30 protein-coding genes are annotated in these 26,857 nt (G+C 57.1%); 21 read left to right on the top strand and 9 right to left on the bottom strand.

The window, feature by feature from the left end; all coding sequences use genetic code 11:
- Positions 1–5: 5 nt before the first annotated feature.
- The 3 genes from speA to BN3796_RS21230 all read right to left on the bottom strand — a co-directional run bounded on the left by speA (position 6) and on the right by BN3796_RS21230 (position 2,358).
- A complete protein-coding gene (gene speA / locus BN3796_RS04865) occupies positions 6–1,982 on the bottom strand; it encodes a biosynthetic arginine decarboxylase (RefSeq protein ID WP_061707256.1) in 1,977 nt (658 codons plus the stop codon).
- 8 nt (positions 1,983–1,990) lie between these two features.
- On the bottom strand, positions 1,991–2,119 hold the full coding sequence (gene yqgB / locus BN3796_RS20665; protein WP_148381760.1) for an acid stress response protein YqgB: 129 nt from the start codon (positions 2,117–2,119) through the stop codon (positions 1,991–1,993).
- A gap of 104 nt (positions 2,120–2,223) precedes the next feature.
- Entirely contained in the window at positions 2,224–2,358 is a 135-nt protein-coding gene (locus BN3796_RS21230) for a hypothetical protein (protein WP_439652846.1), read from the bottom strand.
- Between the two features lie 420 nt (positions 2,359–2,778).
- Between BN3796_RS21230 and metK the strand changes: the two genes are divergently transcribed.
- The 8 genes from metK (at position 2,779) to ruvX (ending at position 10,098) form a co-directional block, all read left to right on the top strand.
- A complete protein-coding gene (gene metK / locus BN3796_RS04860) occupies positions 2,779–3,933 on the top strand; it encodes a methionine adenosyltransferase (protein WP_061707255.1) in 1,155 nt (384 codons plus the stop codon).
- 424 nt (positions 3,934–4,357) lie between these two features.
- Positions 4,358–5,755 carry a galactose/proton symporter gene (gene galP / locus BN3796_RS04855; protein ID WP_061707254.1) on the top strand — a complete coding sequence of 466 codons (1,398 nt, stop codon included), beginning with the start codon at positions 4,358–4,360 and terminating at the stop codon, positions 5,753–5,755.
- Positions 5,756–5,813: 58 nt separating this feature from the next.
- Positions 5,814–6,311, top strand: a complete 498-nt coding sequence (locus tag BN3796_RS04850; protein WP_061707253.1) for a SprT family zinc-dependent metalloprotease — start codon at positions 5,814–5,816, stop codon at positions 6,309–6,311.
- Between the two features lie 94 nt (positions 6,312–6,405).
- Positions 6,406–7,104 (top strand): deoxyribonuclease I, encoded by a 699-nt coding sequence (gene endA, locus BN3796_RS04845; protein ID WP_061707252.1) that lies wholly within the window; start codon positions 6,406–6,408, stop codon positions 7,102–7,104.
- 113 nt (positions 7,105–7,217) lie between these two features.
- Positions 7,218–7,949 (top strand): 16S rRNA (uracil(1498)-N(3))-methyltransferase, encoded by a 732-nt coding sequence (rsmE, locus tag BN3796_RS04840; RefSeq protein ID WP_061707251.1) that lies wholly within the window; start codon positions 7,218–7,220, stop codon positions 7,947–7,949.
- A 100-nt stretch (positions 7,950–8,049) separates the two neighbouring features.
- Positions 8,050–8,997: a glutathione synthase gene (gshB, locus tag BN3796_RS04835; RefSeq protein ID WP_061707250.1), complete on the top strand. Its 948-nt coding sequence runs from the start codon at positions 8,050–8,052 to the stop codon at positions 8,995–8,997.
- Between the two features lie 124 nt (positions 8,998–9,121).
- The gene (locus BN3796_RS04830) at positions 9,122–9,682 is read left to right on the top strand and encodes a YqgE/AlgH family protein (RefSeq protein ID WP_061707249.1); all 561 of its coding nucleotides are present in this window, start codon (positions 9,122–9,124) and stop codon (positions 9,680–9,682) included.
- On the top strand, positions 9,682–10,098 hold the full coding sequence (gene ruvX / locus BN3796_RS04825) for a Holliday junction resolvase RuvX (protein ID WP_061707248.1): 417 nt from the start codon (positions 9,682–9,684) through the stop codon (positions 10,096–10,098). Before BN3796_RS04830 ends, ruvX begins: the two co-directional genes overlap by 1 nt.
- A 111-nt stretch (positions 10,099–10,209) precedes the next feature.
- On the opposite strand, the gene BN3796_RS04820 is transcribed toward ruvX, so the two are convergent.
- Positions 10,210–10,902, bottom strand: a complete 693-nt coding sequence (locus tag BN3796_RS04820; protein ID WP_061707247.1) for an IclR family transcriptional regulator — start codon at positions 10,900–10,902, stop codon at positions 10,210–10,212.
- A 65-nt stretch (positions 10,903–10,967) separates the two neighbouring features.
- On the opposite strand from BN3796_RS04820, the gene BN3796_RS04815 reads away from it, so the two are divergent.
- Entirely contained in the window at positions 10,968–13,226 is a 2,259-nt protein-coding gene (locus BN3796_RS04815; protein ID WP_061707246.1) for an FAD-dependent oxidoreductase, read from the top strand.
- On the opposite strand, the gene BN3796_RS04810 is transcribed toward BN3796_RS04815, so the two are convergent.
- Positions 13,223–14,203: a type IV pilus twitching motility protein PilT gene (locus BN3796_RS04810; protein WP_061707245.1), complete on the bottom strand. Its 981-nt coding sequence runs from the start codon at positions 14,201–14,203 to the stop codon at positions 13,223–13,225. The genes BN3796_RS04815 and BN3796_RS04810 overlap by 4 nt on opposite strands.
- Positions 14,204–14,220: 17 nt before the next feature.
- Between BN3796_RS04810 and BN3796_RS04805 the strand changes: the two genes are divergently transcribed.
- The 7 genes from BN3796_RS04805 (at position 14,221) to BN3796_RS21080 (ending at position 18,111) form a co-directional block, all read left to right on the top strand.
- Positions 14,221–14,922, top strand: a complete 702-nt coding sequence (locus BN3796_RS04805) for a YggS family pyridoxal phosphate-dependent enzyme (RefSeq protein ID WP_061707244.1) — start codon at positions 14,221–14,223, stop codon at positions 14,920–14,922.
- Between the two features lie 18 nt (positions 14,923–14,940).
- On the top strand, positions 14,941–15,507 hold the full coding sequence (locus tag BN3796_RS04800) for a YggT family protein (protein ID WP_061707243.1): 567 nt from the start codon (positions 14,941–14,943) through the stop codon (positions 15,505–15,507).
- Positions 15,504–15,800 carry a DUF167 family protein YggU gene (yggU, locus tag BN3796_RS04795; RefSeq protein WP_061707242.1) on the top strand — a complete coding sequence of 99 codons (297 nt, stop codon included), beginning with the start codon at positions 15,504–15,506 and terminating at the stop codon, positions 15,798–15,800. Before BN3796_RS04800 ends, yggU begins: the two co-directional genes overlap by 4 nt.
- 3 nt (positions 15,801–15,803) lie before the next feature.
- Positions 15,804–16,397, top strand: a complete 594-nt coding sequence (locus BN3796_RS04790; protein WP_061707241.1) for an XTP/dITP diphosphatase — start codon at positions 15,804–15,806, stop codon at positions 16,395–16,397.
- Complete coding sequence (gene hemW / locus BN3796_RS04785; protein WP_061707240.1) at positions 16,390–17,532, top strand: radical SAM family heme chaperone HemW; 1,143 nt, start codon at positions 16,390–16,392, stop codon at positions 17,530–17,532. The genes BN3796_RS04790 and hemW overlap by 8 nt, the downstream gene beginning before the upstream one ends.
- 63 nt (positions 17,533–17,595) lie before the next feature.
- On the top strand, positions 17,596–17,958 hold the full coding sequence (locus BN3796_RS04780; protein WP_061707239.1) for an endonuclease domain-containing protein: 363 nt from the start codon (positions 17,596–17,598) through the stop codon (positions 17,956–17,958).
- Positions 17,959–17,988: 30 nt separating this feature from the next.
- Positions 17,989–18,111 carry a hypothetical protein gene (locus BN3796_RS21080; RefSeq protein ID WP_262360310.1) on the top strand — a complete coding sequence of 41 codons (123 nt, stop codon included), beginning with the start codon at positions 17,989–17,991 and terminating at the stop codon, positions 18,109–18,111.
- A 246-nt stretch (positions 18,112–18,357) separates the two neighbouring features.
- Here the strand turns inward: BN3796_RS21080 and BN3796_RS04775 are convergent, their stop codons facing one another.
- From BN3796_RS04775 to trmB, 3 genes are read right to left on the bottom strand one after another with little or no spacing between them, the layout of a single operon-like run.
- Positions 18,358–19,077 (bottom strand): YggN family protein, encoded by a 720-nt coding sequence (locus tag BN3796_RS04775; RefSeq protein WP_061707238.1) that lies wholly within the window; start codon positions 19,075–19,077, stop codon positions 18,358–18,360.
- Positions 19,078–19,126: 49 nt separating this feature from the next.
- Positions 19,127–19,453: a YggL family protein gene (locus BN3796_RS04770; RefSeq protein WP_061707237.1), complete on the bottom strand. Its 327-nt coding sequence runs from the start codon at positions 19,451–19,453 to the stop codon at positions 19,127–19,129.
- Positions 19,453–20,172 (bottom strand): tRNA (guanosine(46)-N7)-methyltransferase TrmB, encoded by a 720-nt coding sequence (gene trmB / locus BN3796_RS04765; RefSeq protein ID WP_061707236.1) that lies wholly within the window; start codon positions 20,170–20,172, stop codon positions 19,453–19,455. The genes BN3796_RS04770 and trmB overlap by 1 nt, the downstream gene beginning before the upstream one ends.
- 142 nt (positions 20,173–20,314) lie before the next feature.
- Between trmB and mutY the strand changes: the two genes are divergently transcribed.
- The 4 genes from mutY to BN3796_RS04745 all read left to right on the top strand — a co-directional run bounded on the left by mutY (position 20,315) and on the right by BN3796_RS04745 (position 24,355).
- Positions 20,315–21,367, top strand: a complete 1,053-nt coding sequence (mutY, locus tag BN3796_RS04760; protein ID WP_148381758.1) for an A/G-specific adenine glycosylase — start codon at positions 20,315–20,317, stop codon at positions 21,365–21,367.
- 25 nt (positions 21,368–21,392) lie between these two features.
- On the top strand, positions 21,393–21,665 hold the full coding sequence (locus BN3796_RS04755) for an oxidative damage protection protein (RefSeq protein WP_061707234.1): 273 nt from the start codon (positions 21,393–21,395) through the stop codon (positions 21,663–21,665).
- Positions 21,666–21,789: 124 nt separating this feature from the next.
- A complete protein-coding gene (mltC, locus tag BN3796_RS04750; RefSeq protein WP_061707233.1) occupies positions 21,790–22,866 on the top strand; it encodes a membrane-bound lytic murein transglycosylase MltC in 1,077 nt (358 codons plus the stop codon).
- A 232-nt stretch (positions 22,867–23,098) separates the two neighbouring features.
- Positions 23,099–24,355: a nucleoside permease gene (locus BN3796_RS04745; protein WP_061707232.1), complete on the top strand. Its 1,257-nt coding sequence runs from the start codon at positions 23,099–23,101 to the stop codon at positions 24,353–24,355.
- A gap of 32 nt (positions 24,356–24,387) precedes the next feature.
- On the opposite strand, the gene BN3796_RS04740 is transcribed toward BN3796_RS04745, so the two are convergent.
- Positions 24,388–26,523 carry an ornithine decarboxylase gene (locus BN3796_RS04740; protein WP_061707231.1) on the bottom strand — a complete coding sequence of 712 codons (2,136 nt, stop codon included), beginning with the start codon at positions 26,521–26,523 and terminating at the stop codon, positions 24,388–24,390.
- On the opposite strand from BN3796_RS04740, the gene BN3796_RS20660 reads away from it, so the two are divergent.
- Positions 26,494–26,847 (top strand): hypothetical protein, encoded by a 354-nt coding sequence (locus BN3796_RS20660; RefSeq protein WP_148381757.1) that lies wholly within the window; start codon positions 26,494–26,496, stop codon positions 26,845–26,847. The two genes, BN3796_RS04740 and BN3796_RS20660, sit on opposite strands and share 30 nt — an antisense overlap.
- The last annotated feature ends 10 nt before the right edge of the window (positions 26,848–26,857 follow it).

Raw genomic sequence — 26,857 nt, 5'->3', positions numbered from 1 at the left:
ATGCCTTACTCGTCTTCCAGATAGGTATAGCCGTAAAGACCCGTCTCGAACTCTTCCAGGAACTGCTGCTGAAGCACATCGTCCAGATCGGTGTTTTTCACCTGATCGCGGAACTGGGTCAGCAGCTTATTCGGATCAAGCTGCACGTACTGGAGCATATCCGCCACGGTGTCACCTTCATCGGAAAGCTCCACCTCAACGCTGCCGTCAGGGAAGACAAACACATCCACCGCTTCGGTATCACCGAACAGGTTATGCATATTGCCCAGAATCTCCTGATAGGCGCCGACCATAAAGAAGCCCAGCATCGGCGGGTTCTCAGGATCATACTCCGGCATTGGCATGGTGGTGGCGATACCGTCCCCATCCACGTAGTGATCGATCGCGCCGTCGGAATCACAGGTAATATCAAGCAGTACCGCGCGGCGCTCCGGCGCCTGGTTTAACCCCTCCAGCGGCAGAACCGGGAAGAGCTGGTCGATCCCCCATGCATCCGGCATCGACTGGAACAGGGAGAAGTTGACGTACATTTTGTCCGCCATACGCTCCTGCAGTTCGTCGATAATCGGGCGATGGGCTCGGTTGCTCGGATCAAGCTGCTTTTGTACCTCATGGCACATATTCAGGTAGAGCTGTTCCGCCCAGGCGCGCTCCTGGAGGCTAAAGCTGCCTGAGGAGTAGCCGATATGGATATCGTGCAGATCCATCTGGCTGTCGTGCAGCCATTCGCGCAGGGAACGGCGCGTGCCCGGCTCGTGCATCTCCTGCCAGGTTTCCCACATGCTTTGCAGCGCGCGCGGCGCATCTTCAGCAGGCGGCGTTGATTCCGTCGTTTCGCTGCGTTCCACGCCGATGATATTGGAAACCAGCACCGTATGGTGCGCCGTCACGGCGCGGCCCGACTCGGTGATGACCGTCGGGTGCGGCAGACCATGCTCTTCACAGGCGTCGCCAATCGCCCAGATAATGTTGTTGGCATACTCGTTCAGGCCGTAGTTGACGGAGCAGTCGGACTGCGAGCGCGTTCCTTCATAGTCTACGCCCAGGCCGCCGCCCACGTCGAAACACTGGATATTGACGCCAAGCTTATGCAGCTCCACGTAAAAACGCGCCGACTCGCGCACGCCGGTGGCGATATCGCGAATGTTGGCCATCTGCGAACCGAGGTGGAAGTGCAGCAGCTGAATGCTGTCCAGACGCCCGCGCTCGCGCAGAATTTCCACCAGCTGCAGCACCTGATTTGCCGCAAGACCGAATTTGGATTTTTCGCCGCCGGAGGATTGCCACTTGCCGGAACCCTGCGAAGCCAGACGCGCACGCACGCCGAGGCGCGGCACCACGTTCAGACGCTCCGCCTCTTCCAGCACGATAGCGATCTCGGACATCTTCTCGATCACCAGATAGACCTTGTGGCCCATCTTCTCGCCAATCAGCGCCAGACGAATATATTCGCGGTCTTTATAGCCGTTACAGACGATAACGCTGCGGGTCATGCCCGCGTGGGCCAGTACCGCCATCAGCTCCGCTTTGGAGCCCGCCTCCAGCCCCAGCGGCTCGCCGGAGTGGATCAGGGATTCAATGACGCGGCGGTGCTGGTTTACCTTGATCGGATAGACCAGAAAGTAGTCGCCGTTGTAACCGTAAGATTCACGCGCGCGCTTGAAGGCGGCGTTGATTGAACGCAGACGGTGCTGAAGGATCTGCGGGAAGCAGAACAATGCCGGCAGGCGTTGTCCCTGCGCTTCGCGTGCTTTAACAAGCTTAGCGAGATCGACGCGAGCTTCCGGAACGTCCGGATCCGGGCAGACGCTGATATGGCCCAGTTCGTTGACGTCGTAATAGTTATTGCCCCACCAGGCAATATTGTATGTGCGCAGCATCTTGCTGGCTTCCTGGGAGCTCATCGCAACCTCCTGCATGGAACGTAGTACACCCTGTTCGCCCGCTGACGAAGGCGAACCTAAAGACATGTCGTCAGACATAGCGAACCTCAACTTGTAATAAGTGTAAAACAGTTGACTACTATCGCAGCGTCATCCTGCGATAACAACCCATAAACGGCGCAAGACTCCAGCACTTCATGCTGAAAGCGAGGCCGTGCTAACGGTTTCTTATTCATAACATTGTAAAACACGTAACCGAACTCTGTATGACAAGGTCCGGCGAAACCACGAGAAAGCTCCTGATTAACAAGAGCGCCCTTGTTCAGATTTCACAAAGCGATTAGCCGGCTCTGGAATCCTGAGAAGCGCCGAGATGGGTATAACATCGGCAGGTTTGCAGACGGAAATGGGGGGTTGCAGGGCGCGTGTGTTCGTCAGAACGACGAAGCTGAGTTAGCACAAAACGACGGTTCATTATCTCGTATCACCTCCACGGCTGCCCCGAAAGACAGACCACCAAGCCAAAGCTAAATGTTCACTGCTTAACCCGGCTGGAAGTGGCGACACGATGAGGTCATCGAGCGCTTATTTTTGAGAGCCGCGCGCGGCGATTTATACCGACAACAGGGGTAAAAAGCAAAATAAAAATATGTCTCCTGCCAGCGCCGTCAGGAAAATTTTCCACTTGCTTTCACGCTTAGTGCGACATGGCTCAAAAATCGCTGGAAATGAGGTCAAGATGTGACCTAAAATAGCCGTCCAGAAGTTAATCCATCTATACTGATTAACACTCAGACTTCTTGTGACTTCACTTCTCTATTGCAGTAGAATCCTCTGCGATTGTTTTGAATGGCAAGAGTTTGTTTTAACCGAATTTCTAAGGGTGAAAGAGAATATGGCTAAACACCTGTTTACGTCCGAGTCTGTATCAGAAGGACATCCTGATAAAATTGCTGACCAAATCTCCGATGCCGTGCTTGACGCTATCCTGGCTCAGGATCCGAAAGCACGTGTCGCCTGTGAAACCTATGTCAAAACGGGCATGGTTCTGGTTGGCGGTGAAATCACCACCAGCGCATGGGTCGATATCGAAGAGATCACCCGTAAAACGGTGCGTGAGATTGGCTATGTGCATTCTGATATGGGCTTTGACGCCAACTCCTGCGCGGTACTGAGCGCTATCGGCAAACAGTCCCCGGACATCAACCAGGGCGTTGACCGCGCCGATCCGCTGGAACAGGGTGCGGGCGACCAGGGCCTGATGTTTGGCTACGCCACGAACGAAACCGACGTGCTGATGCCTGCTCCGGTTACTTACGCTCACCGTCTGGTGCAGCGTCAGGCTGAAGTGCGCAAAAATGGCACCCTGCCGTGGCTGCGCCCGGATGCGAAAAGCCAGGTTACCTTCCAGTATGACAGCGGCAAAATCGTTGGCATCGACGCGGTAGTTCTCTCCACTCAGCATTCCGAAGAGATTGAGCAGAAAGATCTGCAGGAAGCGGTGATGGAAGAGATCATCAAGCCGATCCTGCCATCCGAATGGCTGAACGCCTCGACCAAATTCTTCATCAACCCGACCGGTCGCTTTGTGATTGGCGGCCCGATGGGTGACTGCGGTCTGACTGGTCGTAAAATTATCGTGGACACCTACGGCGGCATGGCGCGTCACGGTGGCGGCGCGTTCTCCGGTAAGGATCCCTCTAAAGTGGACCGTTCCGCAGCATATGCGGCGCGTTATGTGGCGAAAAACATCGTTGCCGCTGGCCTGGCTGACCGCTGCGAAATCCAGGTTTCTTACGCTATCGGCGTGGCTGAACCGACCTCCATCATGGTTGAAACCTTCGGTACCGAAAAAGTCTCTACCGAACAGCTCACCCTGCTGGTGCGTGAGTTCTTCGACCTGCGTCCGTACGGCCTGATCCAGATGCTGGATCTGCTGCACCCGATTTACCAGGAAACCGCAGCTTACGGCCACTTTGGCCGCGAACATTTCCCGTGGGAAAAAACCGACAAAGCGGCGCTGCTGCGCGATGCTGCTGGCCTGAAATAATTCCCCGTAATGGTCAAATCAAACGGCAACTTCGCGTTGCCGTTTTTTTATGCCCGCGCAAACGCAGAAAACCACCTGCCGGTCGCTTCATCCGCCCTTCCCCTTTTTTCCTGAACTATACTTGAAATAGCGATCTGCCATTTTGGTAGCGATTACACCACTATTCCCGCCGCTTGTTTTCAGAAAAATCTCTTTGCAACGCCGCTTTGTTTCTGCTGTTTCATTTTGTTTCAGTTAAGTCTGAATTTAATTGAAACGGGATGCGCTTCAATTAATTTACATCTATATTTTCAAAGCTTTAATTAAATTTACGGTTATACCGGTGTGTAACCGATTACACCGTTGTGATTTGTCTCACACAAATTTGTTCGGTACTCACTTACCCTTTACACCGTTAAAATCGATAACCCAACTGGAGGGCATAATGCCTGACAATAAAAAACAGGGGCGTACGTCTAATAAGGCGATGACCTTTTTCGTCTGTTTTCTCGCAGCCCTGGCGGGACTCTTATTTGGTCTTGATATCGGCGTTATCGCCGGCGCGTTACCTTTCATCACCGATGAATTTCAGATAAGCGCACACACGCAGGAATGGGTAGTGAGCTCCATGATGTTTGGCGCGGCAGTGGGCGCGGTCGGCAGCGGCTGGCTCTCCTTCAAGTTGGGCCGTAAAAAGAGCCTGATGATTGGCGCTATTCTCTTCGTGGCCGGTTCGCTCTTCTCGGCAGCCGCACCTAACGTCGAAGTGCTGATCATCTCCCGCGTACTGCTCGGTCTGGCGGTGGGTGTCGCCTCTTATACCGCGCCGCTCTACCTCTCTGAGATTGCGCCGGAAAAAATCCGCGGCAGCATGATCTCCATGTACCAGCTGATGATCACCATCGGTATTCTGGGGGCTTATCTTTCCGATACCGCCTTCAGCTACAGCGGCGCATGGCGCTGGATGCTGGGGGTAATTATCATCCCGGCGATCCTGCTGCTGATTGGCGTTTTCTTCCTGCCGGACAGCCCACGCTGGTTCGCGGCGAAACGCCGCTTCCATGACGCGGAGCGCGTGCTGCTGCGCCTGCGCGATACCAGCGCCGAAGCGAAAAACGAGCTGGAAGAGATCCGCGAAAGTCTGAAGGTTAAACAGTCCGGCTGGGCGCTGTTTAAAGAGAACAGCAACTTCCGCCGCGCGGTGTTCCTCGGCGTACTGCTGCAGGTGATGCAACAGTTCACCGGTATGAACGTCATTATGTATTACGCGCCGAAAATCTTTGAACTGGCGGGTTACACCAATACCACCGAGCAGATGTGGGGCACCGTTATTGTTGGCCTGACTAACGTGCTGGCCACCTTCATCGCCATTGGCCTGGTGGATCGCTGGGGCCGTAAACCGACCCTGACGCTGGGCTTCCTGGTCATGGCTGTCGGGATGGGCGTGCTGGGCACCATGATGCATATGGGCATCCACTCCACGACCGCGCAGTACTTCGCGGTAGCGATGCTGCTGATGTTTATCGTCGGCTTTGCGATGAGCGCCGGTCCTCTGATCTGGGTACTCTGCTCTGAAATCCAGCCGCTGAAAGGGCGTGATTTCGGTATCACCTGCTCTACCGCGACCAACTGGATCGCCAATATGATTGTCGGCGCTACGTTCCTGACCATGCTTAACAACCTGGGTAACGCTAACACCTTCTGGGTTTACGCCGGTCTGAACGTACTGTTTATCCTGCTGACCCTCTGGCTGGTGCCGGAAACTAAACATGTCTCTCTGGAGCACATTGAACGTAACCTGATGAAAGGCCGTAAGCTTCGCGAAATCGGCTCGCACAAATAAGGTTGCTGGCGGGGAGGACGCGGTTGCGCCTCCCCGTTTCCCGTTTTATCCTCTCTGCATGAAAACGCTCCGTCTCCCCATCGCCCTTCAGCAGGCCGTCATGCGCAGTCTGCGAGAAAAACTGGCCCAGGCCAATCTGACGCTTGGCCGTGACTATCCTGAACCCCGACTGGTTTATCAGCAGCGCGGCACTTCTGCCGGCACCGCCTGGCTGGATGCTTATGAGATCCGCTTAAATCCGGTCCTGCTGATGGAAAACCCGCAGGCGTTTATTGACGAAGTGGTGCCACACGAACTGGCGCATCTGCTGGTCTGGAAGACGTTTGGCCGCGTCGCGCCGCACGGCAAAGAGTGGAAATGGATGATGGAGAGCGTGCTGGGAGTGCCCGCCCACCGCACCCACTCGTTCGCGCTGGAGTCGGTCCGCCGTAATACGTTCCCCTATCGCTGCCAGTGCCAGCAGCACCAGCTGACCATCCGGCGTCACAACCGCGTGGTGCGCGGGGAAGCCTCCTACCGCTGCGTAAAATGCGGCGAGCCGCTGGTCGCGGAATAATCTGGTGAGCCATCTGGAACATTCGTGATCTGCCTGATTGCATACAGGAACAACTTTCGTTACGTTGCGGGCTCGTTTTAAGGCGGAGTAAATAATGTCCCGTAATTTTTCTCTCGCCGTTGCGTTGATGGCGACGGCATTCTGCGGCCAGGCGCTGGCCGATGGTATTCACAGTTTCTCTCAGGCTAAAGCCGCGGGCGTGAAGGTTAACGCCGACGCGCCGGGGGATTTCTACTGCGGCTGCAAAATTACCTGGCAGGGTAAAAAAGGGATCGTCGATCTGGCGTCCTGCGGCTACAAGGTGCGTAAAAACGCCAATCGCGCCAGCCGAATCGAATGGGAACATGTCGTTCCGGCATGGCAGTTTGGCCACCAGCGCCAGTGCTGGCAGGATGGCGGGCGCAAAAACTGCACCAAAGATCCGGTCTACCGGCAGATGGAGAGCGATATGCACAACCTTCAGCCCGCCGTGGGCGAGGTCAACGGCGATCGCGGCAATTTCATGTACAGCCAGTGGAACGCCGGGGAAGGCCAGTACGGTCAGTGCGCCATGAAGGTCGACTTTAAAGAGAAGCTTGCAGAGCCGCCTGCCCGGGCGCGCGGCAGCATCGCCCGCACCTACTTCTATATGCGCGACCGTTACCACCTGAACCTTTCCCGCCAGCAGACGCAGCTGTTTAATGCCTGGGATAAGCTCTATCCTGTCACCGAGTGGGAGTGTACCCGCGACGCGCGCATTGCCAAAATCCAGGGTAACCATAACCCCTACGTCCAGCAGGCTTGCCAGCGGTAAAAGAGCTACCCTACACTAGCGGCAATTGTTACTGTGGCGGCGAACTGTCCCCTTTTCCCTGCGGGGAGAGGGCTTAGCGAGGGGGAGACCGCACATTCTATGGACTTTTCACTATGCGCATTCCTCGTATTTATCATCCTGAACCGTTAACCGTCGGCACGGAGATTGCCCTTTCCGACGACGCCGCTCATCACGTCGGCCGCGTGCTGCGTATGGGGTCGGGCCAGGCGATCCAGCTTTTTGATGGCTCCAACCAGGTTTTTGACGCCCGGATCGCCCGGGCGGATAAAAAAAGCGTGCAGGTGGAGATCCTGCGCGGCGAAGTGGACGATCGGGAATCGCCGCTGCACATCCATCTAGGCCAGGTGATGTCGCGCGGCGAAAAGATGGAATTTACTATCCAGAAATCGATTGAATTGGGTGTAAGCCTCATTACGCCACTTTTTTCTGAGCGCTGCGGCGTTAAACTGGATGCTGAACGTCTGAATAAAAAGATCCAGCAGTGGCAGAAAATCGCCATTGCCGCCTGCGAACAGTGTGGCCGTAACCGTATCCCCGAGATCCGCCCGGCAATGGATCTGGAGGCGTGGTGTGCAGAAGAGGAGAACGGGCTTAAGCTTAATCTTCACCCCCGCGCCAGCGCCAGCATCAACACGCTGCCGTTGCCGGTGGAGCGCATTCGCCTGCTGATCGGGCCGGAAGGCGGCCTGTCGGCGGATGAGATCGCCATGACCGCACGCTATCAGTTTACGGATATTCTGTTGGGACCACGCGTTCTGCGTACAGAAACGACCGCCCTCACCGCTATCACTGCGCTACAGGTGCGGTTTGGCGACCTGGGTTGAAGCTAAGCCTGATCCATCAGGCGTGAAAGTTTAAATGCGGCTCTGGTACAAAATGGCCAGCAAACCAGCCTGACGATCTGGCTTTTAACGGAGAAGAACAATGATCAAGCTCGGCATCGTGATGGACCCCATCGCAACCATCAACATCAAAAAAGATTCCAGCTTCGCTATGCTGCTGGAAGCGCAACGTCGCGGCTACCAGCTCCACTACATGGAGATGAGCGACCTCTACCTGAACAATGGCGAAGCCCGCGCGCGTACCCGCATCGTCAACGTCGAGCAGAATTACGATAAATGGTATGAGTTCGGCACTGAACAGGATCTGCCGCTGGCCGATCTGGATGTGATCCTGATGCGTAAAGATCCGCCGTTCGATACCGAATATATCTACTGCACCTATATTCTTGAGCGCGCCGAAGAGAAAGGGACGCTTATCGTCAACAAACCGCAGAGCCTGCGCGACTGCAACGAGAAGCTCTACACCGCCTGGTTCTCCGACCTGACGCCAGAGACGCTGGTAACCCGCAGCAAAGCGCAGCTGAAAGCTTTCTGGCAGAAGCATGGCGACATCATTTTAAAACCGCTGGACGGAATGGGCGGCGCCTCGATCTTTCGTGTAAAAGAGGGCGATCCTAACCTCGGCGTGATTGCCGAAACCCTGACCGAGCACGGCACCCGCTACTGCATGGCGCAGAACTACATTCCGGCCATTGTTGACGGCGACAAGCGCGTGCTGGTGGTGGATGGCGAACCGGTTCCTTACTGCCTGGCGCGTATTCCCCAGGGCGGTGAAACCCGCGGCAATCTGGCTGCTGGCGGCCGTGGCGAACCGCGTCCGCTGACCGAAAGCGACTGGGAAATCGCCCGCCGCGTCGGCCCGATGCTGAAGGCCAAAGGTCTCATCTTTGTCGGCCTCGACATCATTGGCGACCGTCTTACCGAGGTGAACGTCACCAGCCCGACCTGCATCCGCGAAATCGAAGCGGAGTTCCCCGTCTCCATTACCGGAATGCTGATGGACGCCATTGAGAAGCGTCTGAAGCAGTAATTTTCTCCCCTCCTCCGTGTCGCCCCGGGCGGCATGAAGGTTAAGGTCTGTAGTGACAGCGTCCCAGTTTGACCCCATACTGGGAGCTGTCGCTTTTTTAAACCAGGAAACAGAACCTCTGACAATGAATTTACAGCATCACTTTCTTATTGCCATGCCTGCTCTCCAGGATCCGATTTTTCGTCGCTCCGTTATCTATATTTGCGAGTACAACGAAGATGGCGCGATGGGGATTATTATCAATAAACCGCTGGAAAATCTGCAAGTTGAAGGCATTCTGGAAAAGCTTAAGATTGCCCCGAAAGCGCGCATTCCGGAAATCCGTCTTGATAAACCTGTGATGCTGGGCGGCCCGCTGGCAGAAGATCGTGGCTTTATCCTGCATAGCCCGCCGGCGTTCTCTTCCAGTATTCGCATCTCTGATAACACAATCATCACCACTTCCCGTGACGTACTGGAAACCTTAGGCACCGCTGAGCAACCCTCCGAAGTGCTGGTCGCTCTGGGCTACGCCTCGTGGGAAAAAGGACAGCTGGAGCAGGAGATCCTGGATAACGCCTGGCTTACCGCCCCGGCGGACATGAATATCCTGTTTAAAACGCCTATCTCAGAGCGCTGGCGCGAGGCGGCAAAGCTGATTGGAATCGATATCCAGACTATGCCTGGCGTAGCGGGGCATGCGTAATGAGCGGAACGCTACTCGCTTTTGATTTTGGAACAAAGAGTATCGGCGTTGCCGTGGGGCAGCGAATCACCGGCACGGCGCGGCCGCTGAACGCCCTGAAAGCCCAGGACGGCACCCCTGACTGGAACCTGATAGAACGTCTGCTGAAAGAGTGGCAGCCGGATGCGGTTATTGTCGGTCTGCCGCTCAATATGGATGGCACCGAGCAGCCGCTGACCGCCCGCGCCCGCAAGTTTGCCAACAAGATCCATGGCCGTTTCGGCGTAGAAATTAAGCTGCACGATGAGCGGCTGAGTACGGTTGAAGCCCGCGCCGGACTGTTCGAGCACGGCGGCTTTCGCGCGCTCAGCAAGGGTAGCGTGGACTCCGCCTCCGCGGTCGTCATTCTGGAAAGCTTCTTCGAGCAAGGCTACTGATCTTCCCCGTTGCCCGCCATGCCGGGCACGCTCCTCTCTCCGATCCCGTTCACAGTTCAACTGCCCTGTTTTGCATTCCGCACAATGTTTCTATAAAAGAAACATAAAAGGCTATGCTTTATCCTGTAGCCTGGCGTTCAGCTCGCTTAGCGCTTTCAGACGAGCCTGCTCGACCGACTCGTCGACGTTCCACATCCCGGCGAAGGCCAGCGCAGCCGCATGGTTTCCCACCGGCTGAGCCATAGAGAGCTCGCCGTTATCGTGATGCCAGATCACTTGCCCCTGCTCGCGTTGCTGGGCAAGGTGCGGGGCAAGGTTTTGCCACTGTTCGGGAGCAAAGCGCGGTATTAACTGCTCGTCGGGTTCAGAGGCGAGCAGCGTCATGCCGATAACCGACTGCCAGGCGGGCAGCATGTGAAATCCCGCCAGCGCCTGGCTGGGGGTACTGCCGGGTACGGAGTGCCAGATATAGATCACCTGGTCCTCCCAGAGCACACCCAGCGCCACCACGATGTCGCGCGGGGCGTAGCGCTCAAGGATCGGCAGCGCGCGGGAAAAGAGCGCCGAGCCGCGAATCGCCTGCGCCGCCAGCGCATGAATGCCCGGCCCCGGCAGGTAGCGTCGATGGTCGTCCTGCATCGTCAGCCCGATGGAGGCCATCGTCATCAGCAGCCGATTGACGCGTGTCGTATTAATGCCCATCAGGCGTGCCAGCTCGCGACAGCCGATAGCGCGGCCGCTGGAGACCAGATATTGCAGACAGCGTATGCCGTCAATCAGGCTTTGGTTGGGTTGTGATGACATAGCGATGCATTCGTTCAGGTAATAAGTATGTCGATTCTACAGCCAGTTCAGAAGGATACAAGGTCATGAAAATCTCTCCACAGCAGGATGCCCGACGTTTTCCCGTTAACGCGCTCGAAACAGACCTGCTGGTGGCGGGCGGCGGGCTCGCCGGCGTCTGCGCCGCCCTGGCGGCCGCCCGCGACGGACTTAATGTGGTGCTGATTCAGGACCGGTCCGTCCTCGGCGGTAACGCCTCCAGCGAAGTGCGCCTGTGGGCCAACGGCGCCACGTCGCATATGGGCAACAATAACCGCTGGGCGCGCGAGGGCGGCATAATGGGCGAAATCCTTGAGGAGAACCTCTGGCGCAACAAAGAGGGCAACCCGGTGATGTTCGATCTGCTGCTGCTCGATCTGGTGAAAAGCCAGCCGGGATTGACGTTGCTGCTCAATACCGCCGTCTACGAGGTGGAAAAAAACGGCTCGCGCATTACCGGCGTGCGCGCCTTTAACGCCATCAACGAAACCTTTTACCAGGTGAGCGCTCCCCTCTTTTGCGATGCGACCGGCGACGGGGTGCTGGGCTTTCTGGCCGGGGCGGAGTTCCGGGAAGGGGCGGAAGAGAAAGAGGAGCTCGGTGAGAAGATGGCCCCCGGCGCCAGCTTCGGTCATAAGCTCGGTCACTCCATCTACTTTTACACCAGACGTACCGCCGAACCGGTAACGTTCACGCCGCCCTCCTTTGCCCTGAAAAATATCACCGATATTCCGCGCTATCGCCGCCTGACCTCCTCCATGAACGGCTGCGATCTCTGGTGGCTTGAATGGGGCGGCCGCCTGGATACCGTTCATCAGAGCGAGGAGATCAAGTGGGAGCTGTGGAAGATTGTCTGGGGCGTCTGGGATTACATTAAAAACTCGGGCCGTTTCCCGGATGCCGATCGTCTGACGATCGAATGGGTCGGTACGATCCCCGGCAAGCGGGAGAGCCGCCGGTTTATGGGCGATTACCTGCTCTGCCAGCAGGATATCATCGACCAGCGCGACCACTACGACGCAGTGGCTTACGGCGGCTGGTCGATCGATTTGCATCCGGCAGACGGGGTCTATAGCACCCACGACGGCTGTCGCCAGTTCCACAGCAAAGGCACCTACACCATCCCCTTTCGCTCGCTCTACAGCCGCTCGCTGGATAATCTGCTTCTCACCGGCAGGCTGATCTCCGCCTCCCATGTCGCCTTCGGCAGCGCACGGGTGATGTGCACCTGCGGGCTGCTCGGCGAAGCGGTGGGACGCGCAGCGGCGCTCTGCCATCAGCAGCGAATCGCCCCGCGTACGCTGGCCGCGCCCGAGCGCATCGGCGCGCTTCAACAGCATCTGCAGGCCAGCGGCTGCTATCTTCCCCGCCAGCGGCTCTCCGATCCCGCCTGCGGCGCAACGGTCACCGCCAGCAGCGAATACCAGCTTACCCGGCTTGTACCCAATGGTCAGTGGCTGGCGCTTGCGGAGCGGATGGCCATTCTGCTGCCGGTCAGACAGGGCGACTCGCTGCCCGAGATAACCTTTCGTCTGCGGGCGCAAACGCCGCAAACGCTCACCCTTCAGCTGCTCGGCAGCGAGAAAAGCGGTAACTTTACCCCGGAGCTGCGCTATGACGTCTGCCAGACAGAGGTGGCGGACGAGCGCGACTATGCTTTCCGTTTTGACTGGGTCAGCGACCGCGACCAGTATCTTTTCGTCGCCTTTGACGCCTGCCCCGGCGTTGAGATTGCCCTGACGGAGAGCCGTCTGCCGGGGCTGATGACGGTGTTTAACAGCCTTAACGCGCGTGTGGCGAAGCATACCCGCCAGATAGCGGACGGCGACTACGGCGTGGATGAATTTGACTTCTGGCTGCCGCGCCGCCATCCCCACCAGTGCTTTCCCGCGCTGCATCTGAGGGAGCCGCTGCGCTGTTATTCCCCGGTTCATCTGCTCAACGGCCGTCTGCGCCCGGAGCAGCAGACCAACGCCTGGGTGCCCGCTGCTGACGACGCCGCGCCGCATATTCGCTGGCGCTGGCAGACGCCACGCACCTTCAGCCATCTGACGCTGGTGCAGGACAACGACTTCGACAATGCGATGGAAACGGTGCAAATGGGCCATTTTTACGCCGTCACGCCCCACTGTGTGACCCATTATCGGCTGTGGGCGGACGACGCGCTGCTCGCTGAGGTTACACATAATCATCACTCCGTTCGGGAACATCGCTTCACTACCCCCGTCACCGCACGGGAGCTCAGGCTGGAGATCCTGGCGACCGCTGGCGCGCTGCCGGCCATCTATTCACTGAACATTCGCTAAAGCCGCCCCTGCGCCTGGCGCTCCGCGCGGCTCTGGTCAAAGTTCTGCATACCGGCCTGCTGCCCGGTCTGGATCACGCCGGGCAACTGGTGCGTTTTACCCTCGCGGATAAGGTTCGCCGAAGCGGGGGTATTGACCAGCAGTTCGAACAGCGCCACGCGCCCGCCCTGGTTATCCTGCACCAGCTTTTGCGCCATTACCGCCCGCAGGCTCCCCGCCAGCTGACTGCGTACCGGATCTTTCTCCTGGGCCGGAAAGGTATCCACCAGCCGTTCCACAGCCTGCGCCGCACCGCGGGTATGGAGCGTAGCCAGCACCAGATGGCCCGTTTCCGCCGCCGTCAGGGCAAGCCGTATCGTTTCCTCGTCGCGCAGTTCACCCAGCAGGATAACGTCTGGATCTTCACGCAGCGCGGCGCGGAGCGCCTGTGCAAACGTTGGGCAGTGTTCGCCAATTTCGCGTTGCTGAATGAGGCAGCGCTTACTCTCGTAAACAAACTCCACCGGATCTTCCAGCGTCAGGATATGGCGTTCAACGTGGTGGTTAAGGTGATCGACCATCGCCGCCAGAGTGGTGGACTTACCGCTCCCCGTCGCCCCGACCACCAGAATCAGGCCATTGTCGCTGGCAAGCAGATCCGGTATCGCCTGCGGTGTGCCGAGCGTCGCAAGCTGCGGGGAGCGTTGCGGCAGGATCCGCAGGGCCAGCGAAACGCCGCGAAGATGGGCAAAGGCGCTGGCCCGCAGGCGATAGCCGTTATTGAGGGCGATAGCGAAATCAAGCTGTCCGCTCGCCCACCAGGCACCCTGCTGTTCGTCGTTAAGCCATTTCTTTAACAGCGCTGGAATGTCCGGCGCAGGAAAGGGGGCAGGCTCAAGCCTGCCCAGCCTGCGCCAGCGCGGCGGCGAATCACCGCACAGGTGTAGATCGGAGACGTTATGCTTTACACTTAGGGCCACAATTTCTTCCAACACCATACGACCACCCTCGGAATATGAACGACATTGCGCATAACCTGGCACAGGTCCGGGACAAAATCTCAGCCGCTGCAACACGTTGCGGCCGTGCTTCAGAAGAAGTTACGTTACTTGCAGTGAGTAAAACCAAACCTGCGAGCGCCATCGCAGAGGCGATCGCCGCTGGACAGCGCGCCTTTGGCGAAAATTATGTGCAGGAGGGCGTGGATAAAATTCGTTATTTTCACGAAGCGGGAAATCGCGATCTGCAATGGCACTTTATTGGTCCCTTGCAGTCGAACAAAAGCCGTCTGGTGGCCGAGAATTTCGACTGGTGCCACACGGTGGATCGCCTGCGCATCGCCACTCGCCTGAGCGACCAGCGTCCGTCGGGCATGACTCCCCTTAACGTGCTGATTCAAATCAATATCAGTGATGAGAACAGCAAATCGGGGATCGCGCTTGCCGACCTGGATGCGCTGGCGGAACAGGTCGCCGCGCTGCCCGGTTTAACCCTGCGCGGGCTGATGGCGATCCCTGCTCCGGAATCAAATTATGAGAGGCAGTTTGCCGTGGCACGGCAAATGGCTGTAGCATTTGAGGCGCTTAAAACGCGCTACGCAACCGTAGACACGCTTTCTCTGGGCATGTCAGACGATATGGAAGCCGCCATTGCGGCAGGCAGCACTATGGTGCGCATCGGTACCGCGATTTTCGGTGCGCGCGATTACACAAAATAAGGAAACCTGAGGAACGCCATGAAGACGTTGACTTTCCTGCTCTCCACGGTCATTGAACTGTATACGATGGTGCTTTTATTGCGCGTCTGGATGCAGTGGGCCCGCTGTGATTTTTACAACCCGTTCTCCCAGTTTGTGGTGAAAATCACTCAGCCCATTATCGGGCCGTTACGCCGCATTATCCCGGCGATGGGGCCGATTGACAGCGCCTCGCTGCTGGTTGCGTTTGTGCTGTGCGTCATCAAAGCCATCGTGCTGTTTATGGTGGTGACCTTCCAGCCGATCATCTGGATCGCCGCCGTGCTGATCCTGCTGAAAACCATCGGCTCGCTCATCTTCTGGGTGCTGCTGGTTATGGCGATCATGAGCTGGGTCAGCCAGGGCCGTAGCCCGGTGGAATATGCGCTTATCCAGCTCACCGAGCCGCTGCTGCGCCCGATCCGTAATCTGCTGCCTTCGATGGGCGGTATCGATTTTTCACCGATGATCCTCGTGCTGCTGCTCTATGTGATCAATATGGGTATTGGCGAACTGCTCCAGTCGACGGGCGACATGCTGCTGCCGGGGCTGTGGATGGCGCTATGAGTGCCGTGAGTCTCTGCGATGACGGGCTGGTTTTGCGGCTTTATATTCAGCCGAAAGCCAGCCGGGACAGCATTGTCGGGCTGCATGGCGACGAACTCAAAGTCGCCATCACCGCCCCGCCCGTTGACGGTCAGGCGAACGCCCACCTGACCAAATATCTGGCCAAACAGTTTCGAGTCGCCAAAAGCCAGGTCATCATTGAAAAAGGTGAGCTGGGGCGCCATAAACAGGTAAAAATCCTCCATCCGCAAACCCTCCCGACGGAAGTCGCGGCGCTAACCGAACAGGATTAAACAATGCAGAAAGTTGTTCTCGCTACTGGCAATGCCGGTAAAGTGCGCGAGCTGGCCTCGCTGTTGAAAGATTTCGGCCTGGATGTGGTCGCCCAGACCGATCTGGGCGTAGAGTCCGCCGAGGAGACGGGGCTGACGTTTATCGAAAATGCCATACTGAAAGCGCGCCATGCCGCAAAGATCACCGGATTGCCCGCCATTGCCGATGACTCCGGCATCGCCGTGGACTATCTGGGCGGTGCGCCGGGCATTTACTCTGCCCGCTACGCTGGCGCAGAGGCGAGTGACCAGCAGAATCTGGAAAAACTGCTGGAGGCGCTGAAAACGGTGCCGGACGACCAGCGTCAGGCGCAGTTCCACTGCGTACTGGTCTACATGCGTCATGCGGAAGATCCTACGCCCATCGTCTGCCACGGCAGCTGGCCGGGGGTGATTACCCGTGAAGCGGCGGGCAGCGGCGGCTTTGGCTATGATCCGATTTTCTTTGTCCCAACCGAGGGCAAAACCGCCGCGGAGCTGACCCGCGAAGAAAAAAGCGCCATTTCCCACCGCGGACGCGCGCTGAAACTATTACTGGAAGCATTACGTAATGGCTAATTTGCCGCCCCTGAGTCTTTATATTCATATCCCGTGGTGCGTGCAGAAATGCCCGTACTGCGATTTCAACTCGCACGCGCTGAAGGGCGAGGTACCGCATGACGACTATGTCCAGCATCTGCTTGCGGATCTGGACGCAGACGTGCCTTACGCGCAGGGACGCGAAGTGAAGACCATTTTTATTGGCGGCGGTACGCCGAGCCTGCTCTCCGGTCCGGCGATGCAGACGCTGCTGGATGGCGTACGTGCGCGCCTGGATCTGGCGGCGGATGCCGAGATTACGATGGAAGCCAACCCCGGCACCGTGGAGGCTGACCGCTTTGTCGATTATCAGCGCGCGGGGGTCAATCGTATCTCCATCGGCGTGCAGAGCTTTAGCGAGCCGAAGCTAAAGCGTCTCGGGCGTATCCATGGTCCGGAAGAGGCGAAGCGCGCCGCGAAGCTGGCGACCGGCCTGGGGCTGCGCAGCTTTAACCTGGATTTAATGCATGGCCTGCCGGACCAGACGCTGGAGGAGGCGCTGGACGATTTGCGCCAGGCAATTGCCCTCAACCCGCCCCATCTCTCCTGGTATCAGCTGACTATTGAGCCAAATACGCTCTTTGGCTCCCGCCCCCCTGTACTGCCGGACGATGACGCGCTGTGGGACATTTTCGAGCAGGGGCATCAGCTTCTGACGGCCGCTGGCTATGAGCAGTATGAGACATCTGCCTATGCGAAGCCGGGCTATCAGTGCCAGCATAACCTCAACTACTGGCGCTTTGGCGACTATCTGGGCATTGGCTGCGGCGCGCATGGAAAGGTGACTTTCCCGGACGGACGCATTCTGCGCACCGCCAAAACGCGCCATCCGCGCGGCTATATGGAAGGGCGTTATCTGGAGCGCAGCCACGACGTTGCGGCGGCGGATAAACCGTTCGAGTTCTTTATGAACCGCTTCCGGCTGCTGGAACCGGCGCCGCGCGCGGAGTTTACCCTTTACACCGGGCTGCCGGAATCAACGATCCGTCCGCAGATTGACGACGCGCTGGCGAAGGGTTACATCACCGAATGCGAGACGTACTGGCAGATCACCCCGCACGGCAAACTCTTCTTAAACTCCCTGCTTGAGCTCTTCCTCGCCGAAGATTCCTGAAGCGCGGTTCAGGAATTGACGTCCCGTTCTGCCAGCGGAGGAAAAGGCTGGCAGAGTGTGGCGATGGACATTATTTATTCGCATGCTAAAAAGCTCAGACGCGAGCAGACACAGGAAGAGAAGCGGCTCTGGTATCTGCTACGCAGCCGCCGCTTCTCGCTCTATAAATTTCGCCGACAGCATCCGGTCGGTAACTACATTCTGGATTTTGCCTGCTGCGAAGCGCGGCTGGCGGTCGAGCTGGATGGCGGGCAGCATAATGAGAGGCGCGATTACGATCGTCGCCGCACGGCCTGGCTCAGGGAAAATGGCTGGATGGTGATACGGTTCTGGAACAATGAACTCTGGCAGAACGAAGAGGCAGTGCTGGAGGAGATACTGGTAAATTTGCGCAGACTTTTACCCTCACCCCGACCCTCTCCCTGAAAGGGAGAGGGGGAAAGGCAGACCGGTGGTGTGAATACCCTCACCCCGTTCTTCTCCCTGCAAGGGAGAGGGGAAAAGCAGACCGGTGGTGTGAATATCCTCGCCCCGTTCTTCTCCCTGAAAGGGAGAGGGGAAGGCAGACCGGTGGTGTGAATACCCTCTCCCCGTTCTTCTCCCTGAAAGGGAGAAGGGAAGGCAGACCTGTGGTGTGAATACCCTCGCCCGTTCTTTTCCCTGAAAGGGAGAGGGGAAAAGCAGACCGGTGGTGTGAATACCCTCACCCCGTTCTTCTCCCTGAAAGGGAGAGGGGGAAAGGCAGTGCGATACCTGACGTGAAGTGCGGACTATCCCCTCTCCCCTTTGGGGAGAGGGTTAGGGTGAGGGGCCAACGCGACTCGCTTACTTCAGCGTCCCTACCAGCGCCTTACGGCTATCTTCCAGCGACACCACGCGTTTACAAACATCTTTCCCGAACTGCTGGAAATCCGCTTCCTGATTTTTCCATTCATTCTGGATCGCCGTCTGCAAACCGCCCAGGCTGCCTAACACGCCCTGTAACGGATTCCCGCCGCCTTTCAGCACCGCTTTGGCGCCCATCTCGTTAATGCTGTCCTGGAGAATACCGCCCATCGCCTGATTTACCAGATTCTGACCATCGGCGCGCACCTGATCGATAGCCTGGTAGTGGAAGGTTAAACCGTCAGGACGATGCTCAATAATACGGTTCATCTGCTCTTTAAGCTGCGCGTCCAGTTTGGTCAGGCGGGTGCGCATATTGCTGCTCTCCCCCACCTCTTTGGCGATGATCTTATCCAGCGCCACGCGGCCTTTTTCGACGCGGCTTTGCGCCCCTTCGTCGATCCACGGCAGCGCCGCGCGCAGATCCGCCTGATAATCTTTCGCCTGCTCGCGTTGCGCCGCGCTCAGGGTATATTGTTTGCCGTTATACATCACGTTGCCATCCGGCGTGATGACCAGATTTCCGTTCTCGCCTTTTACCTGTACGGTTTGTGGACTTAAGATCACATCGTCACGCGGCGTCACTTCACATTTGTACTCCGCGTGAGCGGCCAGGGTCGTGGTCATTAATGCCGCGGCGAGCAGCGTTTTGCGCATCATAAGTTTCCCTCAAGACAAAACGGGCCAGCATTTGCCGGCCCTGTGCTACTTAGTCCCACCAGATATCGAAAAGTTCGCTGACGCGCACCTCTTCGTACTGGCGATCTTCAAGCCATTTGCGCACGATAGCCTGATGTTCTTCCGTGCATTTACCAATCTCCTGCAGGCAGATCAGCCCTTCCCAGGCCAGATAGCCACTGCCGTCAAACGCCAGCTTGTTCGGCTCGATGACTTCGTTAATAAACGCGTCAACGTCCTGGTCAATCTTCTCTACGCTGGTCCCCTCCGGGAAACGCCAGGCGACGGAGAAACCTACTTCCTGAAACTCATCGATATGCATCTTTTTACGCAGACGACGGCTACGATTCTTTGCCATTATTTCACCCTCTCGAACATTAAGTCCCATACGCCGTGACCAAGACGATGGCCACGCTGTTCAAATTTGGTTACCGGACGTGATTCCGGGCGTGGTACATAGTCGTTGGTGGCTGACTGGTTTTTATACCCATCCAGCGACGACATTACCTCCAGCATATGTTCCGCATAGGGCTCCCAGTCGGTCGCCATATGGAACACGCCGCCGAGCTTCAGCTTGCTTTTCACAAGCTCAGCAAAAGGAGCCTGAACAATACGGCGTTTATTATGACGCGCTTTATGCCAGGGGTCAGGGAAAAAGAGCTGCACCATGCTTAATGCGTTATCAGGGATCATTTTGTGCAGCACTTCCACCGCATCGTGACACATCACGCGCAGGTTCTCTACACCCTCTTCATGCGCCTGGGCCAGACAGGCGCCGACGCCAGGAGAGTGGACCTCAATGCCGAGGAAGTTCTGCTCCGGACACGCTTTCGCCATCGTCACCAGCGAGGCGCCCATGCCAAAACCGATCTCCAGCGTGACGGGCGCGTCGCGGCCAAACAGCGCCACGAAGTCGAGCGGCTCTTCGCTAAACTCAACGCCCATCACCGGCCAGAAGTTATCCAGCGCATGCTGCTGCCCTTTTGTCAGGCGCCCCTGACGACGCACAAAGCTACGAATACGGCGCAGCGGGCGGCCGTTTTCATCAAATTCCGGTGAAATGACGTCGTTTTTCATAAAAAGTGTCTGCCAGTGAGAATGTTCGGGAAACGGGCATTATCCAAAGTTAAGCCTTCTATGCAAGCCTGGGAAAGATCCGGTTTACAGGTCGGGGCCGCTGTGCTGCAATCTGGCTCCCTGATAATGCGAATCAATGACCATGCAAGCCTCTCAATTTTCAGCCCAGGTGCTGGACTGGTACGACAAATACGGGCGTAAAACCCTGCCCTGGCAAATCGAAAAAACGCCCTACAAAGTATGGCTCTCCGAGGTGATGTTGCAACAGACGCAGGTCGCGACGGTTATCCCCTATTTTGAGCGCTTTATGGCGCGCTTTCCGACGGTGACAGATCTGGCAAACGCGCCGCTGGATGAGGTGCTGCACCTGTGGACCGGTCTTGGCTATTACGCCCGCGCCCGCAATCTGCATCTCGCGGCCCAGCAGGTCGCTACCCGGCACAACGGAATTTTCCCGCAAACCTTTGAAGAGGTGGCTGCGCTGCCGGGGGTCGGACGCTCTACCGCCGGGGCGATCCTCTCCCTCTCCTTAAACCAGCATTTTCCGATTCTCGACGGCAATGTAAAACGCGTGCTGGCTCGCTGCTATGCTGTAAGCGGCTGGCCGGGTAAAAAAGAGGTGGAAAAGCGGCTCTGGACAATCAGCGAAACGGTGACACCCGCCGCTGGCGTGGCGCGTTTTAACCAGGCGATGATGGATCTCGGCGCGATGGTTTGCACCCGCTCAAAGCCAAAATGCGAGCTTTGCCCGGTGAACAATATCTGTATCGCCAGAGCGAACCAGTCGTGGGCGCAGTATCCGGGCAAAAAGCCAAAGCAGACGCTGCCGGAGCGCTCCGCCTGTATGCTGATGATGCAGCACGGCGACGAGGTATTTCTGGAGAAGCGCCCGCCCAGCGGCCTGTGGGGCGGGCTTCACTGCTTCCCGCAGTTTGCAGATGAAGCGGCGCTTCGCGAATGGCTTAAACAGCACGGAATATCGGCCGATAATCTAACCCAGCAGACCGCGTTTCGCCACACGTTCAGCCATTTCCATCTGGATATTGTGCCAATGTGGCTTCCCGTGTCCTCCTTCTCCTCTTGCATGGATGAAGGCAATGGTCTTTGGTATAACTTAGCGCAACCGCCGTCAGTAGGACTGGCGGCCCCCGTGGAGCGCTTGTTGCAGCAATTACGTGCCGGAGCGTTGATTTAGCTCTGGTAAAAGATGAGGAGTAAGTATGGCCAGAACGATTTTTTGTACCTACCTGCAGCGCGAAGCTGAAGGTCAGGACTTCCAGCTCTATCCGGGCGAACTGGGAAAGCGCATCTACAACGAGATCTCCAAAGAGGCGTGGGCGCAGTGGCAGCATAAGCAGACCATGCTGATTAACGAGAAAAAACTGAGCATGATGAATCCGGAGCACCGCAAGCTGCTGGAACAGGAGATGGTTAATTTCCTGTTCGAGGGCAAAGATGTCCATATCGAAGGCTATACACCGCCGGAAAAATAATACGCTGCGGCTGTTGTCGGGTAACGCTTCGCTTGCATGGGCCTACGGTTTTGTAGGCCAGGTAAGCGCAGCGCCACCCGGCGAAAGCAACGACCAAGCAAACACAACATGCACTCCCGGAATGATGAAAAAAATTTTAGCGCTAGCACTTGTTGCGCCGTTGCTTGTCTCTTGTTCTTCCAAAAAGGGCGATAGCTATAACGAAGCCTGGGTTAAGGACACCAACGGTTTTGATATTCTGATGGGGCAGTTCGCCCATAACATTGAAAACATCTGGGGATTTAACGAAGTCCTGATTGCCGGTCCAAAAGACTACGTTAAATATACCGACGCTTACCAGACCCGTAGCCACATCAACTTTGATGACGGTACGATCACGATCGAGACTATCGCTGGGACTGAACCGGCCGCGCATTTACGGCGCGCCATCGTTAAAACCCTGCTGATGGGCGACGATCCGGGCTCTATCGACCTCTACTCTGACGAAGACGATATTACCATTTCCAAAGAGCCGTTCCTCTATGGCCAGGTGGTGGATCAGACCGGGCAGCCCATTCGCTGGGAGGGGCGCGCCACCAGCTTTGCCGACTATCTGCTGCAAAATCGTCTCAAGAGCCGTACCAACGGCCTGAAGGTGATCTACAGCGTAACCATTAACCTGGTGCCGAACCACCTCGACAAACGAGCCCATAAGTACATCGGCATGGTGCGTCAGGCGTCACGTAAATATGGCGTAGACGAGTCGCTGATTCTGGCGATTATGCAGACGGAATCGTCATTTAACCCCTATGCGGTAAGTCGTTCCGACGCGCTGGGGCTGATGCAGGTGGTGCAGCACAGCGCCGGGAAGGATGTGTTCCGCTCGCAGGGGCGTTACGGCATGCCGAGCCGCAACTATCTTTTCGATCCGGCCAGCAATATCGACACCGGTACCGCCTATCTGGCGATGCTGAATAATGTCTATCTGAGCGGCATCAATAACCCTACCTCGCGTCGCTATGCGGTGATCACCGCCTATAACGGCGGGGCGGGCAGCGTACTGCGCGTCTTTTCTGACGATAAGGTGCAGGCGGCCAATATTATCAACAGCATGTCGCCAGGAGATGTTTACGCCACCCTCACCTCCCGGCATCCGTCGGCGGAGTCGCGCCGGTACCTTTATAAGGTGAACACGGCTCAGAAAAGCTACCGACGCCGGTAACCCCTCCCCTTATCCTGCTCTCTCCCCCACCGGGGAGAGAGTGAGGAGCCCGTCACCCCATCCATACAAAAATGTTATTTGCATCACAATCCAATCTGCAAATTAATGGAGATTGCATTTTTTTGCGGGAGGTAACAAAACATATCATTACCCGCTGATAGAATTGCATCAAATCCACTTCATGAATGTTTCTGAATCAACATTTACCCCACCTTCTTGTGAGGAAGTTAACATGAACCTTAAGCTGCAGCTTAAAATATTGTCGTTCCTGCAGTTCTGCCTGTGGGGAAGCTGGCTGACCACGCTTGGCTCCTACATGTTTGTTACGCTCAAGTTCGACGGAGCGTCTATCGGCGCGGTCTACAGTTCGCTGGGGATCGCGGCGGTCTTTATGCCGACCTTGCTCGGGATCGTGGCGGATAAATGGCTGAGCGCCAAATGGCTCTATGCCCTCTGCCACCTGGTCGGCGCCGGCACGCTATTTATGGCCGCCAGCGTCACCACGCCCGGGGCGATGTTTATGGTGATCCTGCTCAACTCGCTGGCCTATATGCCAACCCTCGGGCTTATCAACACCATCTCCTACTACCGCCTGAAGTCGGCGGGAATGGATATCGTGACCGATTTCCCCCCGATCCGCATCTGGGGCACCATCGGCTTCATTCTGGCGATGTGGGGCGTTAGCTTCGCAGGCTTCGAACTGAGCCATATGCAGCTCTATATCGGCGCCGCGCTGTCGGTATTGCTGGCGCTGTTCACTCTGACGCTGCCGCATATCCCGGTCTCCAACCAGCAGAAAAACCAGAGCTGGAGCACCATGCTCGGCCTGGACGCCTTTGCGCTGTTTAAAAACAAGCGCATGGCCATCTTCTTCATCTTCTCCATGCTGCTGGGCGCCGAGCTGCAGATCACCAACATGTTCGGCAACACCTTCCTGCACAGCTTCGATAACAACCCGCTCTTCTCGGGCAGTTTTATCGTTGAGCACGCCTCGGTGATGATGTCGATTTCACAGATCTCCGAGACGCTGTTTATCCTCACCATCCCGTTCTTCCTCAGCCGCTACGGCATCAAGAACGTTATGCTTATCAGTATCATGGCGTGGATGTTGCGCTTTGGCCTGTTCGCTTACGGTGACCCGACGCCGTTCGGCACCGTTCTGCTGGTGCTGTCGATGATTGTTTACGGCTGCGCCTTCGACTTCTTCAATATCTCCGGCTCGGTCTTTGTTGAAAAAGAGGTGAAACCGGAAATCCGCGCCAGCGCGCAGGGGATGTTCCTGATGATGACCAACGGCTTCGGCTGCATCCTTGGCGGCATCGTCAGCGGGAAAGTGGTGGAGATGTATACCACCAACGGCATCACCGACTGGCAGCCGGTATGGCTGATCTTCGCGGGCTATTCGCTGGTGCTCTTCTTCGCGTTCATTGTGCTGTTCAAATACAAACACGTTCGCGTGCCAACCGGCACACAGCCGATCGCCCATTAAAACATTCACCCCCTCGCATGAGGGGGTTTTTCTTACTTCAGCACGTAGCCATAGAGCCGTTTGATGCCATCGGCGTCGGTTTCGCTGTAGACGCCCTGTAACTCCGGCGAAAAGCCCGGCAGCAAATTGATCCCCTCCTCCAGCGCCAGAAAGTAACGCTGCACCGCCCCGCCCCAGACTTCGCCTGGCACCACGCAAAGCACGCCGGGGGGATACGGCAGCGCCCCTTCCGCCGCGATACGTCCTTCCGCCTGACTGATACGCACCAGCTCCACCTCGCCCCGGATAAGAGCCTGATTTGCCTCCTGCGGGTTCATCACCACCGCAGGCAGGCTCGCCTTGCGGAACATCGCTTTTTGCAGATCTTTCACGTCAAAGCTGACGTAGAGATCGTGCATCTCCTGGCAAAGCTGACGCAGGGTGTAATCGCGATAGCGCACCGGGTATTTATTAAAGACGGTGGGCAGCACGTCGGCCAGCGGCGTGTCGTCCTCAATATGCTGCTCAAACTGGCCGAGCATCGCCACCAGCTGCGCCATCTTCTCCGCGCTTTCAGCTGGCGTGAGCAGAAAGAGGATTGAGTTCAGATCGCACTTCTCCGGCACGATGCCGTTTTCCCGCAGGTAGTGGGCGAGAATGGTGGCGGGAATGCCAAACGCTGTATAGTCGCCCGTTTGCGCGTCGATGCCCGGGGTGGTCAGCAGGAGCTTGCACGGATCGACAAAATATTGCTCGCGGGCGTAGCCTTTAAAGCCGTGCCATCTGGCGCCCGGCTCAAAGCTGAAGAAGCGCCGCTCGCGGCTTATCGCCTCGGTGGGATGATCCTGCCAGGGACGCCCCGCCACCTCCGGCGGGATAAAGGGCTTAATCATCTTACAGTTGGCGATAATCGCCTTACGCGCCTCGATCCCCAGCGCTACGCACTCCGCCCAGAGCCGGCGTCCGCTCTCCCCCTCATGGATCCTGGCGTTGACGTCAAGAGAAGCGAAAAGCGGATAGAACGGGCTGGTGGAAGCGTGGAGCATAAAGGCGTTATTCAGACGCTTATGCGGGCAAAAGCGCGCCTGCCCGCGAATATGGTCATCCTTTTTATGGATCTGCGACGTTTGTGAGAAGCCCGCCTGCTGCTTATGTACCGACTGGGTCACAAAGATCCCCGGATCGTTTTCGGTCAGATCCAGCAGCAGCGGCGAGCTGTCCGCCATCATCGGGATAAACTGCTCGTAGCCCACCCATGCGGAGTCAAAAAGGATGTAGTCGCACAGATGACCAATCTTGTCGATTACCTGCCGGGCGTTATAGATGGTGCCATCATAGGTGCCGAGCTGGATCACCGCCAGGCGGAACGGGCGAGCGTCACGCGCTTTTTCCGGCGCGACGTCGAGAATTTGCTCGCGCAGCCAGGCCTCGTCAAAGCAGCGTTCGTCAATACCGCCGATAAAGCCGAACGGATTGCGGGCCGCCTCCAGATAGACCGGCGTGGCCCCCGCCTGGATCAGGGCGCCGTGGTGGTTAGATTTATGGTTATTGCGATCGAACAGTACCAGATCGCCGCGGGCCAGCAGTGCGTTGGTCACTACTTTATTGGCCGCCGACGTGCCGTTAAGCACGAAATAGGTTTTATCGGCGTTAAAAACTTTTGCCGCGAACTTTTGCGCGTGTTTGGCGGAGCCTTCATGGATCAGCAGATCGCCCAGCTTAACGTCGGCGTTACACATATCGGCGCGAAAAAGGTTCTCGCCGAAAAACTCAAAAAACTGACGTCCGGCGGGATGCTTTTTAAAAAATGCGCCGTGCTGGTGCCCCGGGCAGGCGAAGGTGCTGTTGCCCATCTCCACGTACTGGCTGAGGGTGTCAAAAAATGGCGGAAGCAGCTTCTCTTCATAGGCGCACGCTGCCGCCTCCACTTCCAGAAACTCCTGCGCTTTACCGCCAATCACCGCCGTCACGCCCGCCGGCTTCTCCACTGGCCCCGGCGAGAAGAGGAAAACCGGCAGCGCAAAGCCGGTGCGTTTTAACAGCGCCAGAATACCGCTGCGACTATCAGCTACCGTAATGAGGACTGCCGCCACATCCGTAAAATCGGTGTTATCCAGCGTCACCTTTTCACGATGCGTAGAGACAAGGTCAAGCAGCTCGTGGCTGACGGCAATTTTCATGGATTTCATAAGCACAAATACCCGTTCAGGGGTGAAAAAGCCCCGGACAGAATCTCTGTTCTGCCCAACGAAGGTGTCCGATCGGAGAGCTCCGACCGCCAGACATCAGTAAAAGCAGATCGCGTCTGGTTTTACTGTTGTCCAGCAGTGAGCCTGCGTGAACTTCACCGCATAGTGAGGCTTGAGCGAGAGGGAGATAAACGGACAGGAATGCGCGCGGCGGTGGAAATGATAGTCATGAGCGGCCCGTTCCGTGAGGAAAATTTGCGCAATGATGGCACCTTTTTTCCGGTGGTGCAAGGCGCGGTCGGGGCGTTTATCATTCATTACTAAAACGCAAATC

The sequence above is a fragment of the Pseudenterobacter timonensis genome, from assembly GCF_900021175.1.
In the GTDB taxonomy this organism is placed as follows: domain Bacteria; phylum Pseudomonadota; class Gammaproteobacteria; order Enterobacterales; family Enterobacteriaceae; genus Enterobacter; species Enterobacter timonensis.
Note: the sequence above shows the minus strand (reverse complement) of the source record. Positions and strands in the feature narration are given on the sequence as shown.